Raw genomic sequence first — 14,467 nt, 5'->3', positions numbered from 1 at the left:
GATGGGGTATGGGTATGAACGATCACGAGCCCGACGGCACTGCCGCACCGGCCCCGGACGCGGCCTCGCGTCCGGCGGTCGGTGGTGACGCGCGCCCGTCGGCTGGTGGTGACGCGCGCTCTCGGCCTCGTGGTCAGGCGACGGTCGCGCCGCACGTTGCGTTCATGATGCGTCTGCAGCACCTCGATGGCATCGGTGCCCACGACGAAGCCTTCGACCTGGCGCTGGACGCGATCCGTGCCGAGGACAAGCTCATCGCGAAAGCCGAAGCGCGCCGCGCGGAGCTGCTCGCGTTCATCCACGAAGCGACCCTCGCCAGTGCTCGGGAAGAGCATCCCGGGAGTGATGATGCGGTGGTGACGGCGATGCGTGAGCGCACCGCCGAGCTCGCGCTCGCGACCAGCCGGTCAGAGCCGGTCGTGTCGCGGGAGCTCGGTGAGAGCCTCATGCTGCGCGACGCGTTCCCCGTCACGGAAGGAATGTTCCGGGACGGGTACCTCTCGCTCGCGCACGTGCGCGTGATCCTCGCGGAAGGACGACGCTTGCCCGATGACGAGGCGCGCAAAGCGTACGAGCGTGCGGTGGTGGACGGGGCCTCGCGGGAGACGCCCGCCAGGTTGCGGGCTCGCGCGCGGCGGGCTGCGCAGACGCTCATGCGGGAGAGTCTCGACGAGCGGCACAAGGTCGCTCGGGAGCAGCGTGGGGTGCGGGTCGTGCACGAGGACGACGGCATGAGCCGACTCGAAGCACTCGTCCCCACCCTCCTCGGTGCGGCGATGCTCGACCGGTTGACCGAGCAGGCCAAAGCGCTCGCGGGTCCGGATGAGCCCCGGACGCATGATCAGATCCGCGCGGACCTGCTGTGCGAACTCGTCCTCACCAGCGACCCCGCCGATGGGTGCGGGTCGCCGCACGGCGCGGCTGGCGGGATCAACGCCCGCGTGGCGATCACCGTGCCCGTGCTGTCGCTCCTCGATGGTGGCGACGATCCAGCGCTGCTCGACGGGGTGGTGCCGGTTCCGGTGGAACAGGCGCGGGAACTCGCCTCGCGTGCACCGTCGTTCCTGCGCGTACTGACCGATCCGATCACGGGCGTCGCTCGCGAGAGCGACACGCGCTTCCCGACCACGGCACAGCGCGAGTTCCTCCGCGTGCGGGACGGGCACTGCCGCTTCCCCGGCTGCACGCGCCCCGCCAGGCGGTGCGATATCGACCACACGATCGCGGTCACCGACGGCGGCACGTCCTCGCTGGGGAACATGGCGCACCTGTGCCGCAGGCACCACACCTTCAAACACGCCACGCGCTGGCGAGTGGAACAGCGGGAGCCGGGACGGCTGGTGTGGTTCTCACCGAACGGCGATCACTACTCCGACCGACCCATCCCTGTCGGGCCCAGGTTCAGACCCTCATGGGCCTACCATGACGACGATCTCGACAGCCCACCCGGAACAGGCGACACCCAAGCCGCCCCGGCGGGGCTGGTTCGTGCGCTCGATACCTCCGAATACGCGGTCGCGCCCACCATTCGACCGGTCACCGAGCGTCCGCGAACGAGCATGGAAGCCGAGTTCGAGTTCGACCCCGAGCTCGAGTCGTCCACGGTTGGGCATATGAACGCCGAGCGCCGAGCCGGCCCTCGCGGACACCGGCCGAGGAGAACCGCCACGGTCCCTAGCGACGCCGATGGAGGATTCGATCCACCGCCGTTCTGATCTGATCGCGCCGAGCCGAGCCGAGCCGCGCCGAGCCGCGCCGCGCCGAGTCGAGCCACTCTGAGCTGGGTCGCGCCGCATCGAGTTGAGCCGGGCCGAGCCGGGCCGCGTCGCGTCGCGTCGCGTCGCGTCGAGTCAGAGCTGGGTCGCGCCGCATCGAGCCGAGCCGGGCCGGGCGGTGCCAAGTCGAGCCACTCTGAGCTGGATCGCGCCGCATCGAGTTGGGCCGGGTCGAGTCGAGCCGGGCCGGGCTGCGCCGAGTCGAGCCATCTGAGCTGGATCGAGTTGAGCCGGGTCGGGCCGGGCCGGGCCGCGTCGAGTCGAGTCGAGTCGAGTCGAGTCGAGTCGAGTCGAGTCGAGCTGAGCTGAGCTGAGCCGAGCCGTGCCATTCTGAGCTGGGTTGCGCCGCATCGGGTCGAGCTGAGTCGGGCCGCGTCGCGTCGCGTCGAGTCGAGTCAGTCTGAGATGGGTCGAGTCGAGTCGAGTCAGTGTGAGCCGGGTCGCGCCGCATCTCGTCGCGCCGAGTCGGGCCGGGGCGCGTCGAGTCGAGCCGAGTCGAGCGGCGCCGAGTCGAGCCAATTCGAGCTGGGTCGAGCCGAGTCAGGCCGAGCTGGGCCGCGTCGAGCCAGTCCGAGCGGAGCCGAGCCGGTCCGAGCCGGTGAACAGTGTCTGTGCCTTGGGTCGTTTCGGTGTCGCTGGTGGTGTCTGTACCGACAGCAGCGTCGCTGCTCCTCGCAATCCCGGTACCCCGGCGGTCGTCGGTGTCGCGTCGAGGTTCGGTGCGGCTAGCATCGAACGCGTCGGATCTCGTTTCGCCGCTCGTTCCGACGGGCGCGTCACTCGGCTCCGGCTCGCGACCCGGCACCGCCCGGGTGCGATACTCGAAGCACCGAACCCGCCCGCGTGGGCGGGGGTCGACACCGGCCTCCGTCGTCGCTCCTCGAACCGCCAGGAGGACCCGTGACCGAACCCGTCCACGCCACGCGCGACCGCCCCGACGGCGCACCCGCCGACCTGTTCGCCGCGCAGGGGGTGCTGTTCGACCTCGACGGCGTCCTCACCCCGACCGCCGAGGTGCACATGCGCGCCTGGCAGCGCCTCTTCGACGACGAATTCGCGGCGCGCGGCATCGAATCGCCCTACACCGACCGCGACTACTTCGACCACGTCGACGGCAAGAAGCGCTACGACGGCGTCGCCGCACTCCTCGCCGATCGCGGCGTCGAACTGCCGTGGGGCGAACCCGGCGACCCGCCGAGCGCCGAGACCGTTTGCGGCATCGGCAACCGCAAGAACGTCCTCTTCGAACGTCTCCTGGAAGAGGGCATCGAGGCGTACCCCGGCTCGGTTCGGCTCCTCGACGAACTCGCGCGCCGCGACGTGCCCGTCGCCGTCGTGTCGAGCTCGAAGAACGCCGAACGCGTCCTGCGCGTCGCGGGGCTGAGCGAACGCTTCCCCGTCGTCGTCGACGGCGTCGTCGCCGAGATCGAGGGCCTGCCCTCCAAGCCCGCCCCCGACGTGTTCCTCGCCGGAGCCGAACGGCTCCACGTCGAACCCGCGCGGAGCGCCGCCGTCGAGGACGCCCTCTCCGGCGTCGCGTCCGCCGTCGCCGGAGGATTCGGACTCGTCATCGGCGTCGATCGCGGCACGGGCGCCCAGGCGCTCCTCGATGCGGGCGCGCACCTCGTCGTCACCGATCTCGGCGAACTCCTCGACTGACGAGCGCCCGACCGCACCCGCCACGCCGCCCGGACAAGCAGCGCAGAACGCCGACCGCACGCGACACAGGCGCGCACCGACCGCACCCGGCACAGCCACGTACCGACCGCACCCGGCACAGCCACGTACCGACCGCACCCGAAACAGCCACGTACCGACCGCACCCGAAACAGCCACGTACCGACCGCACCCGAAACAGCCACGTACCGACCGAACCGTCACACCGACCGCATCATCGCTCCGACCGAACCGTCACTCCGACCGAACCGTCACTCCGACCGAACCGTCACACCGACCGCATCATCGCTCCGACCGAACCGTCACTCCGACCGCATCTTCGCTCCGACCGAACCGTCACTCCGACCGCAACATCGCCCCGCGGACGCGCGACGACCGCCCACGCCGCCCCACGCGCACGTATCCACCGACCACACACGATCCTGACAGGCTGCACATGATCGACCGCGACCGTTACCCCGTCGACCCCTGGCGACTCGTCGAGACGAACTTCACGCTCGCCGACGCCGGGGTGACCGAGACCCTCTTCGCCGTCGCGAACGGCTACCTCGGCCTCCGCGGCAACTTCCCCGAGGGCCGCCACGCCCACGAGCACGGCACTTTCATCAACGGCCTGCACGAGACGTGGCCGATCCGCCACGCCGAGCAGGCGTACGGGTTCGCCGAGGTCGGCCAGACGATCGTCAACGCGCCCGACACGAAGGTGATCCGCGTCTACGTCGACGACGAGCCGCTCTCGCTCGACGTCGCCGACGTCCGCGACTACGAGCGCTCGCTCGACCTGCGCGATGGCGTCCTCCGCCGACACCTGCTGTGGATCACCCCCTCCGGCAAGCACGTGCGCATCGAGGACGAGCGCATGGTGTCGTTCGAGGCCCGCCACCTCGCGCTCATGCGTCTGCGCGTCACGGTCCTGAACGCCGACGCGACCGTCACGATCAGCAGCCAGGTGATCAACCGCCAGGACGGCGAGGACGTGTACGGTGGCGCCTCCGAGCCCGCACCGACGACGACCGGCCGCATCGAGCCGTCGTTCGACCCGCGCAAGGCCGAGCGCATCGCCGACCGCGTGCTCATCCCGCAGGAGTACCGGCAGGACGGGGCGCGCAGCGCCCTCTCGTACAGGGTCGCCTCGTCGGGCATGACGCTCGCCGTGATGGTCGACCACCGCGTCGAATCCGAGAACCCTGTCGAGGTGTCGGGGCTCATCGAGCCCGACTTCGCGAAGACGGCGTTCGTGTTCCGCGCGAGCGCCGGCGTGCCGACCGTCGTCACCAAGGCCGCCGCGTACCACGCGTCGCGGGGCGTCCCGACGCGCGAACTGCTCGACCGCTGCGCCCTCACGATCGACCGGGCCTGGCAGACGGGGCTCGACGCGATCCTCGTCGAGCAGCGCGCCTTCCTCGACGCGTTCTGGGCCCGCTCGGACGTCCGGGTCACGGGCCACGACGCGCTCCAGCAGGCGATCCGTTGGTGCCTGTTCCAGCTCGCGCAGGCCGCGGCCCGCGCCGATGCCAAGGGCGTGCCCGCGAAGGGCATGACGGGGTCGGGCTACAGCGGTCACTACTTCTGGGACACCGAGGTCTACGTGCTCCCGTTCCTCACCTACACGTCACCGCAATGGGCACGCAACGCGCTGCGCAGGCGCGTGCTCATGCTCGACGACGCGAGGCGGCGAGCACGGCAGCTCAACGAGGAGGGCGCCCTCTTCCCGTGGCGCACCATCAACGGCGAGGAGGCGTCCGCCTACTACGCGGCCGGGACCGCACAGTTCCACATCAACGCGGACGTGAGCTACGCGCTCGTCAAGTACGTTCGCGCGACGGGCGACACGGACTTCCTCTACCGCGAGGGCATCGACGTGCTCGTCGAGACCGCGCGCCTGTGGGTGTCGCTCGGCTTCCTGCGCAAGCACAACGGTGACCAGTCGTTCCACATCCACGGCGTCACGGGCCCCGACGAGTACACGACGGTCGTCAACGACAACCTCTTCACGAACGTCATGGCACGCTTCAACCTCAGCGCCGCGAGCCGCGCCGTCCGCAACATGAAGACCGCTGCGCCGCAGGAGTACCGCGCGATGGTGCACCGCCTCGACCTCGAGCCCGGTGAGGTCGGCGCGTGGGAGCGCGCCGCGGAGTCCATGCACATCCCGTACAGCGAGGCACTCGGCATCCACCCCCAGGACGCGATGTTCCTCGAACGGGAGGTGTGGGACCTCGAGAACACGCCGGCCGAGCAGCGCCCGCTCCTGCTGCACTTCCACCCGCTCGTCATCTACCGCTTCCAGGTGCTCAAGCAGGCCGACGTCGTGCTCGCCCTGTTCCTGCAGGGTGACTCGTTCACCGACCGCGAGAAGCTCGCCGACTTCGACTACTACGACCCGCTGACGACGGGTGACTCGACACTCTCGGCGGTCGTGCAGTCGATCCTCGCGGCCGAGGTCGGCTATCGCGAGCTCGCGCTCGAGTACTTCCGCAAGGCCGTGTTCGTCGACCTCGCGGATCTGCACCACAATGCCGCCGACGGCGTGCACGTCGCCTCGGCGGGCGGTGTCTGGACGGCGCTCGTGTGCGGCTTCGGCGGCATGCGCGACCACGGCGGGGAGCTCACGTTCGACCCGCGGCTCCCGGCCGCGTGGCCCGAACTGCAGTTCCCGCTGCGCTGGCACGACAGCGAGCTCGACGTCACCGTCTCGACCCACGAACTTCGCGTGCGCGTGCGGTCGGGCGGCGAGGTCGAGTTCGGCGTGCGGGGCGAGCGCTTCGTCGCGGGCCCCGAACACGAGGTGCGCGTCCCCCTCGACGGCCAGGGCCCCGACCGGCCCGGCCGTCCCCGTCCGCAGGAGGACGCGCGGCGCGACGACGGGTCGCTCCTCGAAGCCTCCGTGCCGGTCATCACGACCGCGATCCCGATCGTCACGGGGCCCATCCACCTGACGCCGCCGACCGAGGAGCCGTTCGGTCGCTGAGCGCGTCGCGGGGTCTCGCGGGCGACCCCGTCCAGCGCACGCTCGGGCGCGCGAGCGTTCGCGGGACTACGCTCCGGATTGGTGCGGCCGATCCGCCGCGCCGACCGAGCCCTCGAGGAGGAACACGCATGACGACGATCCCCACCACGACCTCGCACTCCGGCCTGACCCTGCCGGTCCTGGGATTCGGCACCTACAAGCTCAACGGCGCGACGGGCGTCGAGGCCATCGGCCGGGCGCTCGAGAAGGGGTACACGCTCCTCGACAGCGCGTTCAACTACGAGAACGAGGGAGCGGTCGGCCGCGCCGCGCGCCTCTCGCGTCGCGACCACCTCGTCGTGACCTCGAAGCTCCCCGGGCGCCATCACGCGTACGACGAGGCCATCGCGACGGTCGAGGAGAGCGTCTACCGCACGGGCCTCGACGCGATCGACCTCTACCTCATCCACTGGCCGAACCCCGAGGTCGACCGCTACGTCGAGGCCTGGCGGGCGCTCATCGACGCACGCGAGCGGGGCCTCGTCCGCGCCATCGGCGTCTGCAACTTCCTGCCCGAGCACCTCGAGCGGCTGGAGCGGGAGACCGGTGTGCTGCCGGACGTGAACCAGGTCGAGCTGCACCCCTACTTCCCGCAGACCGAGCAGCTCGCGTTCGACCGCGAGCGCGGGATCATCACCGAGGCGTGGAGCCCGCTCGGGCGCGGCAACGACCTGCTCGCGGAGCCCGTCATCCGTCAGATCGCGAGCGACGTCGGGGCGACCCCCGGCCAGGTCGTGCTCGCGTGGGGCATCGCGCGAGGCGCGCTGCCCCTCCCGAAGGCCGCGTCGGACGAACGACAGCTCGAGAACCTCGGAGCGGTCGACGTCGAGCTGAACGACGACCAGATCGCCGCGATCACCGGGCTCGGGCGAGCCGATGGCCGCATCGCCGACCAGGACCCCGCCGTCTACCAGGAGTTCTGAACCACCCTCCGCGAGGGCACCACCGGCCGCACCGGTGGTGCCCTCTCGGCGTTCCTGCGGTCCCGCCGGTCGTCCTGCGCACGTCGCGACGACACACCGGGAATGTTCCGGTCACTCGTACGTTCCATTTATATGAAAACGCATGAACATGACCGAAGGGGGCACCATGCAGTTCGGAATCTTCTCCGTGAGCGACGTCACGCGCGACCCGGTCTCGGGTGAGACCCCCAGCGAGGCCGAGCGGATCCGCGGGATCGTCGAGATCGCGCGGACGGCCGAGCAGGTCGGGCTCGACGTCTTCGCGATCGGCGAGCACCACAACCCGCCGTTCTTCTCGTCCTCGCCGACGACCCTGCTCGCGGCGATCGCGGCGACGACCGAGCGCCTGCTCGTCACGACGTCCACGACCCTCATCACGACGAACGACCCGGTGCGGATCGCCGAGGAGTACGCGATGCTCCAGCATCTCGCGGGCGGGCGTATGGACCTCATGCTCGGCCGCGGCAACACCGCGCCCGTCTACCCGTGGTTCGGGCAGGACATCCGGCAGGGCCTGCCCCTCGCCCTCGAGAACTACAACCTCCTCCACCGGCTCTGGCGCGAGGACGTCGTGAACTGGGAGGGGAAGTTCCGCTCGCCGCTCCAGGGGTTCACCTCCACACCGCGCCCTCTCGACGACGTCCCGCCGTTCGTCTGGCACGGGTCGATCCGCACGCCCGAGATCGCCGAACAGGCGGCGTTCTACGGCAACGGCTTCTTCGTGAACCACATCTTCTGGCCGAGCGCGCACTCGAAGCGGCTCATCGAGTTCTACCGTGAGCGCTTCGAGCACTACGGTCACGGCACGCGCAAGCAGGCGATCATCGGTCTCGGCGGGCAGACCTACATCGCGAAGAACTCGCAGGACGCGTATCGCGAGTTCCGGCCGTACTTCGACGAGGCACCCGTCTACGGACACGGCCCCTCGCTCGAGCAGTTCTCGACGCAGACGCCCCTCGCGGTGGGGAGCCCGCAGGAGGTCATCGACAAGATCCTCACGTTCCAGGACACGTTCGGGGACTACCAGCGGCAACTGTTCCTCATCGACCACGCCGGGCTCCCGCTGTCGACCGTGCTGTCGCAGCTCGAGCTCCTCGGCGGCGAGGTCGTCCCCGTGCTGCGCCGGGAGCTCGCCGCACGCCGGGATCCGGAGTCGGCCGAGGCGCCCACGCACGCGGCACTCGTGCGCGCCCGCTACGGCGACGGCGAGGTCCGCGAACCACGCCCGCGCGCGAACCGTGGGGACAACGTGACAGGTGGCTCGCCGTACCTCGACTCGGCGACCGTCCGCACGACCGCTTCGGCCGACGACCGACGGACCGCAACGCCGTGACGCATCGACCCACCGCATGACAGGGAGCACATCACCATGACGACACACATCGACCGACACCCGGACCCGGCATCGAACGAGGCCGCCGCGCCGTTCCGGCTCGTCGTCGTGAACGGGGGGACGAGTGACCCCTCCTCGACGCGCATGCTCGCGGATCGACTCGCCGGCGCCGTCGAGGCCGCCGCAGCGCGCCACGGCCGCGAGGTCAACACCGACGTCCTCGAACTCCGCGAGCTCGCCGGCGAGATCGGGACCGCACTCGTATCGCAGCTCGTGGGGCCCGGCCTCGAACGCGCGGCCGAACTCCTCGGCGCGGCCGACGGTGCCGTCGTCGCGACGCCCGTCTACAAGGCCGAGCCGAGCGGACTGTTCAGTTCCTTCTTCCACGTGCTCGACAGCGATCTGCTCCTCGGGACGCCCGTCGTCCTCGCCGCGACGGCGGGAACCGCGAGGCACGCGCTCGTCGTCGACGGGGCGATGCGCTCGCTGTTCGCGTTCCTGCGAACCCTCATCGCACCGACCGGCGTCTTCGCGTCGACCGAGGACTGGAACGTTCCCGCCCTCACCACTCGAATCGACCGCGCAGCGTTCGAACTGTTCCTCCTCATGGACAGCGGGTTCGCGAACCGACTCCGGGCGGACACCTGGTCGAGCTATCAGCACACGTTCCGGGCCGTGGACGACGCGGGGACAGGAATCGACCTCGGGACCGACCTCATGCGCCTCGCCACCGGCGGCTCCGCCGCGTGAGCGAGCGATACGAGCCACGTCCGCCGCGCTCGGCGACCGCTCGGTGATCGCGCCGTGCGTGTCGGCCGCCTTCCCGGCTGCGTACGTGGCATGAGCCGGGATCGGTCCGACGTGCGACGAGGGCCGCCGGGGTGCCGCGTAGCGTCGTGCCCATGCGATTCTTCGACATCGAGTTCGTCGACGAGACCGAGTCCGGGGCATCGGACGGGGCGATCGACGCCGCCGAGCGGCGGCTGGGGGCACGGTTCCCGGTGCACGTGCGGGCCCTCCTGCGCCTGACCGACGGCTACGACGGTGAGATCACCGACGCGACCGCGACGGAGCCGCGGTACATCCGCCTCCACGCCGTCGACGAGATCGTCGAGTGCACGGAGACGAGCGACGCCTATCACGACGAGGACAGGTTCCCCGGGGCGGTCGAGATCGGTGACAACGGTGGCGGGGACGCGCTCGTGTTCCGGCGCGAGGAGGACGGCGCGCTGCGGTTCGCCGTCGTCGATGCGGGCTCGAACGAGGTGTACGCGTGGTCGGGTGGGACGTTCGTGGACGCGCTCCACGGGTGGATCCACGAGTTCGACGACCTCGACGATGCGGGGGAGTCGGGGAACGAGCCGTGGCCGAGGGTTCCGCGGGGGGAGCCGGTCGAGGCGTTCGGCCTGCGCTTCCTCGACCCCCGTTGCCTGGATGCCGACGTCCCCGACGGGGGCCCGTCGCGCCTGGAGGCTCGCGTCGGGTTCCGGTTCCCCGACGAGCTGCGTCGCTTCATGTGGTGGACGGACGGTTACCTCGGCGACGTCGACGTGGGCGACGGTGTCGAACGACTCGTCATGCTCCGCGGAGCGGGTGAGGACTGGGATCGGTTCTTCCGCGACCGCCCCGATCGCGTCGAACTGTCATGGAGTGCCGCCGCGCCGGCCGGCGTCGGTGTTCGCCTCTTCGTTCGTGTGCCCTCCGACGAGAACGCGGCGTTCGTCGCGAGCGTCCCGGTCGGGACCGCGTCGATCGACGTGCCCCTCGGCAGCGACTTCGTTCCCGCGCTCGTGGCGTTCGTCCGCCGGTACGGGTGATCCTCGACCGTCGAAGCGGCGGTGGCACGTGATCCGGGCAGGCTCGGTGGGGCGGCACAGGGAGGGAAGCATTGCTCGGCGGGACGTGCCCGCGTAGAGTGAGTGTGCGATCTTCGCACTTCATGTGCGCATATCGCACACATGATCGCACCGGGTCGAGTGTTCACCGTTCCGATGACGGAGACGGCGAACGACGCGTTCGAGTCCGGTGCACCCACACGACGACGTGAGGAGCACTTCGTGCAGTTCCACCACCACGGGTATGTGTCCGGCGATCCGCGGATCCTCGAGGCCGCCGGGGTCGGCCTCGATCGGCCCACCGAGCTCCCGGACGAGGTCGACGTGCTCGTCGTCGGCAGCGGTCCCGCGGGCATGATCACCGCGGCCCAGCTCGCGATGTACCCGGACGTGAACGTCCGGATCATCGAGCGACGTGCCGGTCGCCTCGCCGTGGGGCAGGCCGACGGCATCCAGGCGCGCAGCGTCGAGACGTTCCAGGCCTTCGGTTTCGCCGGACGCATCACGGAGGAGGCGTTCCACCTCACCGAGACGATCTTCTGGAAGCCGGACCCGGACGATCCCACGAGGATCGCGCGGGCCGCGCGCACGCTCGACGACCCGAGCGGGATCAGCGAGTTCCCCCACCTCATCGTGAACCAGGCCCGCGTCCTCGACCACTTCGCCGAGTTCGCGGCGAACGCGCCCGGACGGGTCGTCCCCGACTACGGCATCGAGTTCGTCGGGCTCGAGGTCACGGACGGTGCGGAGTACCCCGTCGCCGTCGAGGTGCGCTCGACCGCCGGTGAACGCGCGGGCACGTCGCGCACCGTCCGGGCGCGCTACGTCGTCGGGTGCGACGGAGCGGCGAGCGGTGTCCGCCGCGCGATCGGTGGCCGCCTCGAGGGGGAGAAGGCGAACCACGCGTGGGGCGTCATGGACGTGCTCGCCGTCACCGACTTCCCCGACATCCGCACGAAGTGTGCGATCCAGTCGGGCTCGGGCGGGAGCATCCTCCTCATCCCGCGCGAGGGTGGCTCGCTCTTCCGCATGTACGTCGACCTCGGCGTCGTGCCGGCGGACGACGCGGGACGCATCCGCGCGACCCCGCTCGACGAGATCGTGCGTCGCGCGAACGAGATCCTCCACCCGTACACGCTCGACGTCCGGCACGTCGCCTGGAACAGCGTGTACGAGGTCGGGCACCGCCTCACCGACCGCTTCGACGACCTCGGCGAGGACGAGGTGGGCGAGCGCACGCCGCGCGTGTTCCTCACCGGCGACGCGTGCCACACCCACAGCGCGAAGGCCGGACAGGGCATGAACGTGTCGATGCAGGACGGCTTCAACCTCGCCTGGAAACTCGGCTCGGTCGTGTCCGGACGCAGCCCCGAGCGTCTGCTGCGCACCTACTCGGCGGAGCGGCGCGTCGTCGCGAAGGACCTCATCGACTTCGACCGGGAGTGGTCGACCCTCATGGCCGCGAAGCCGGAGGAGATGGCCGACCCGACCGAGCTCGAGGAGTTCTACGTGCGCACGTTCGAGTTCCCGGCGGGCTTCATGACCGAGTACGCGCCGTCCATCCTGACGGCCACGCCCGTCCACCAGCACCTCGCGACGGGATTCCCCGTCGGGAAGCGGTTCAAGTCGGCTCGCGTCATGCGGGTCGCGGACGCGAACACGATCCATCTCGGGCACCACCACCGGGCCGACGGCCGGTGGCGCATCTACGTGTTCGCCGACGCGCCCGCGCCGGGCGAGCCCTCGGGCGTCACGGACTGGGCGGCATGGTTCGCCGAGGCACCGGATTCGCCGCTCGCCGTGCACTCGCCCCGCGACGCCGACATCGATGCCCTCTTCGACGTGAAGGTCGTCTACCGGCAGCCCTATACCGAGGTCGACATCAACCGGGTGCCCGAGCTGTTCCGCCCGCGCGTCGGTCCCTTCGGCGTCGTCGACTACGAGAAGTTCCACACCGCGATCGAGGGCGAGGACGTGTTCGAGGCGCGCGGGATTTCGCCCACGGGGGCCGTCGTCGTCGTGCGTCCCGATCAGTACGTCTCGAACGTGCTGCCGCTGGACGCACGCGAGGAACTGGCCGACTACTTCGCACCGCTCCTCACGGCCGGGTGACGGCGGGCGGGAGGTAGCCGGCCTCCCGCCGGCTTACTCCCGTTCGAACGGGATGCGGTCGCGGCCGTAGGTGATGTCGGAGTACCCGTGCGGGACGGGGACGCCGTGCTCGTCGAGACTCACGAACACGATCTTCTCGATCGTGAGGATGCTGCGACGCGTGATCATGTTGCGCACCTGCGCGCGCATCGTGAGCGAGGTGCGACCGAACTTCGTCGCGCGAATTCCCATCTCGATGAGGTCGCCCTGCTTCGCGGACGACACGAAGTTGATCTCGGAGACGTACTTCGTGACGGCACGGTGGTTGCCGAGCTGCAGGATCGCGTAGATCGCCGCCTCCTCGTCGATCCAGCGGAGGAGGCTGCCACCGAAGAGGGTGCCGTTCGCGTTGAGGTCCTCGGGACGGACCCATCGCCGTGACCGGAAGTTGATCTCGTCGGCGTCGGCGTCGGTCTCGGTGTCGTCGGTCATGCCGCCAGGGTATCGCCGCGCAGGACGTCGCCGCTCCGGTGCGTCTCGGTGCGTGGCTCCGGGGGTCAGCTCCCGGGGACGGGGGAGAGCCCGACGAAACGCATCTCCTGGACGCCGTAGTAGCAGGTCTGCAGCGCGAGCTCCCCCTGGAGGCCGACGAGCTCGCTCGTCGTGACCCAGGTCTTGCCCGTGTTGCGGATCTCGACGACCTCGTAGAGGCCCGGGCGGCCGTCGATCGCGATCTGCGTGCCGACCTCCCAGCCGAGGATCACGTCGCCGCCGCAATTGTTGTGCGCGGCGAACACGGGCAGGATGTGGTTGTCGTCGCGGTAGGTCGCCATCTCGAAGAACGAGCCGTCGCAGATGTCGAGGACGTTCTCGTCGCCCTCTTCGCCGAGCCGGATCGTGGGCACCTCGCCGGACACGTCCTGCACGGTGTCCTGCACCGAGGTCTTGACGTCGCCGTAGAGGGCCTCGACCCGGTCGGGCACGAGAAGGGCACCCGCGCCGAGTGCGACGCCGGCGACCAGGAGCAGCACGCCGAGGACGGTCGTGACTGCCGACCAGAACCGACGTGCGGGACTCCGGCGGGGGGCGGCGTGACGTGACGAGCGGGACAGGGCGATCTCGATTCTCGCGGGCGACGATGAGGGTCCATCATCGCACGGGCGCCCGAACGCCCGTCGTGGTCCGGTGCATGCGGCCGCCGCACCGTTCGGGGGAGTAGCGTCGCAGCGCGCGCCGGGCGGCGCAGGGACGGGGACCGTGATGCCGCTTCGCATCGAGGACTACACGATCATCGGTGATCGGCGGACGGCCGCACTCGTCGGCGACGACGGATCCATCGACTGGTTGTGCCTCCCGCGCTTCGACAGTCCCTCGGTCTCCGGGGCGCTGCTCGGCTACGGGGACCACGGTGCGTGGCGCATCGCCCCCGCGGACCCCGACGCGGTGGCGTCGCGGGCGTACGTGGAGGACACGGTCGTGCTGCGCCAGCACTGGCGCACCTCGACCGGCGCGGTGACCGTGACGGACGCCATGACGTTCAGTGGCGGCCGCAGCCACGTCGTTCGCCGCATCTCGGGGGACCGCGGGGTCGTCCGCATGCGGGTGGAGGTCACGTTCCGCTTCGGCTACGCGAGCGCGACCCCGTGGGTCCGGCAGGAGCGTCGCGACGGGAGCGCGGTCCTCGTCGCGACCGCCGGCCCCGACGCCCTCGTCCTCCGCGGGCCGGAACTGCGCGCCGAGGGCATGCGGCACGTCACCGAGTTCGACGTGCGGGCGGGGGGAGA

The 14,467-nt window shown here is 70.4% G+C and carries 10 protein-coding genes and 1 pseudogene; 9 read left to right on the top strand and 2 right to left on the bottom strand.

Translation table 11 applies throughout. The annotated features are described in order from the left end of the window. The first annotated feature begins 14 nt into the window (after positions 1–14). The 8 genes from HNR16_RS08085 to HNR16_RS08050 all read left to right on the top strand — a co-directional run bounded on the left by HNR16_RS08085 (position 15) and on the right by HNR16_RS08050 (position 12,704). On the top strand, positions 15–1,715 hold the full coding sequence (locus HNR16_RS08085) for an HNH endonuclease signature motif containing protein (protein ID WP_179558160.1): 1,701 nt from the start codon (positions 15–17) through the stop codon (positions 1,713–1,715). Positions 1,716–2,675: 960 nt separating this feature from the next. Next, a complete protein-coding gene (locus tag HNR16_RS08080) occupies positions 2,676–3,434 on the top strand; it encodes an HAD family hydrolase (protein ID WP_158039554.1) in 759 nt (252 codons plus the stop codon). A 454-nt stretch (positions 3,435–3,888) separates the two neighbouring features. Beyond that, on the top strand, positions 3,889–6,423 hold the full coding sequence (locus HNR16_RS08075) for a glycoside hydrolase family 65 protein (RefSeq protein ID WP_158039555.1): 2,535 nt from the start codon (positions 3,889–3,891) through the stop codon (positions 6,421–6,423). Positions 6,424–6,551: 128 nt separating this feature from the next. Beyond that, positions 6,552–7,385 carry an aldo/keto reductase gene (locus HNR16_RS08070; protein WP_158039556.1) on the top strand — a complete coding sequence of 278 codons (834 nt, stop codon included), beginning with the start codon at positions 6,552–6,554 and terminating at the stop codon, positions 7,383–7,385. 166 nt (positions 7,386–7,551) lie between these two features. Next, positions 7,552–8,757: an LLM class flavin-dependent oxidoreductase gene (locus tag HNR16_RS08065; RefSeq protein WP_158039557.1), complete on the top strand. Its 1,206-nt coding sequence runs from the start codon at positions 7,552–7,554 to the stop codon at positions 8,755–8,757. A 36-nt stretch (positions 8,758–8,793) separates the two neighbouring features. Beyond that, positions 8,794–9,507: a CE1759 family FMN reductase gene (locus HNR16_RS08060; RefSeq protein ID WP_158039558.1), complete on the top strand. Its 714-nt coding sequence runs from the start codon at positions 8,794–8,796 to the stop codon at positions 9,505–9,507. Between the two features lie 152 nt (positions 9,508–9,659). Further along, a complete protein-coding gene (locus tag HNR16_RS08055) occupies positions 9,660–10,574 on the top strand; it encodes an SMI1/KNR4 family protein (RefSeq protein WP_158039559.1) in 915 nt (304 codons plus the stop codon). A gap of 240 nt (positions 10,575–10,814) precedes the next feature. Beyond that, the gene (locus HNR16_RS08050; RefSeq protein ID WP_158039702.1) at positions 10,815–12,704 is read left to right on the top strand and encodes an FAD-binding monooxygenase; all 1,890 of its coding nucleotides are present in this window, start codon (positions 10,815–10,817) and stop codon (positions 12,702–12,704) included. A 33-nt stretch (positions 12,705–12,737) separates the two neighbouring features. On the opposite strand, the gene HNR16_RS08045 is transcribed toward HNR16_RS08050, so the two are convergent. Further along, entirely contained in the window at positions 12,738–13,175 is a 438-nt protein-coding gene (locus HNR16_RS08045) for an acyl-CoA thioesterase (protein ID WP_158039560.1), read from the bottom strand. A gap of 65 nt (positions 13,176–13,240) precedes the next feature. Further along, the gene (locus tag HNR16_RS08040) at positions 13,241–13,714 is read right to left on the bottom strand and encodes a hypothetical protein (protein WP_158039561.1); all 474 of its coding nucleotides are present in this window, start codon (positions 13,712–13,714) and stop codon (positions 13,241–13,243) included. Positions 13,715–13,943: 229 nt separating this feature from the next. Here HNR16_RS08040 and HNR16_RS18785 point away from each other — a divergent pair. Continuing rightward, positions 13,944–14,348, top strand: a pseudogene (locus tag HNR16_RS18785) (trehalase-like domain-containing protein); the annotation flags it as partial. Positions 14,349–14,467 lie beyond the last annotated feature (119 nt).

The sequence above is a fragment of the Pseudoclavibacter chungangensis genome, assembly GCF_013410545.1.
Classification (GTDB): Bacteria; Actinomycetota; Actinomycetes; order Actinomycetales; family Microbacteriaceae; genus Pseudoclavibacter; species Pseudoclavibacter chungangensis.
The sequence above is the reverse complement of the archived record's forward strand: the minus strand, read 5'-3'. Positions and strand labels throughout refer to the sequence as shown.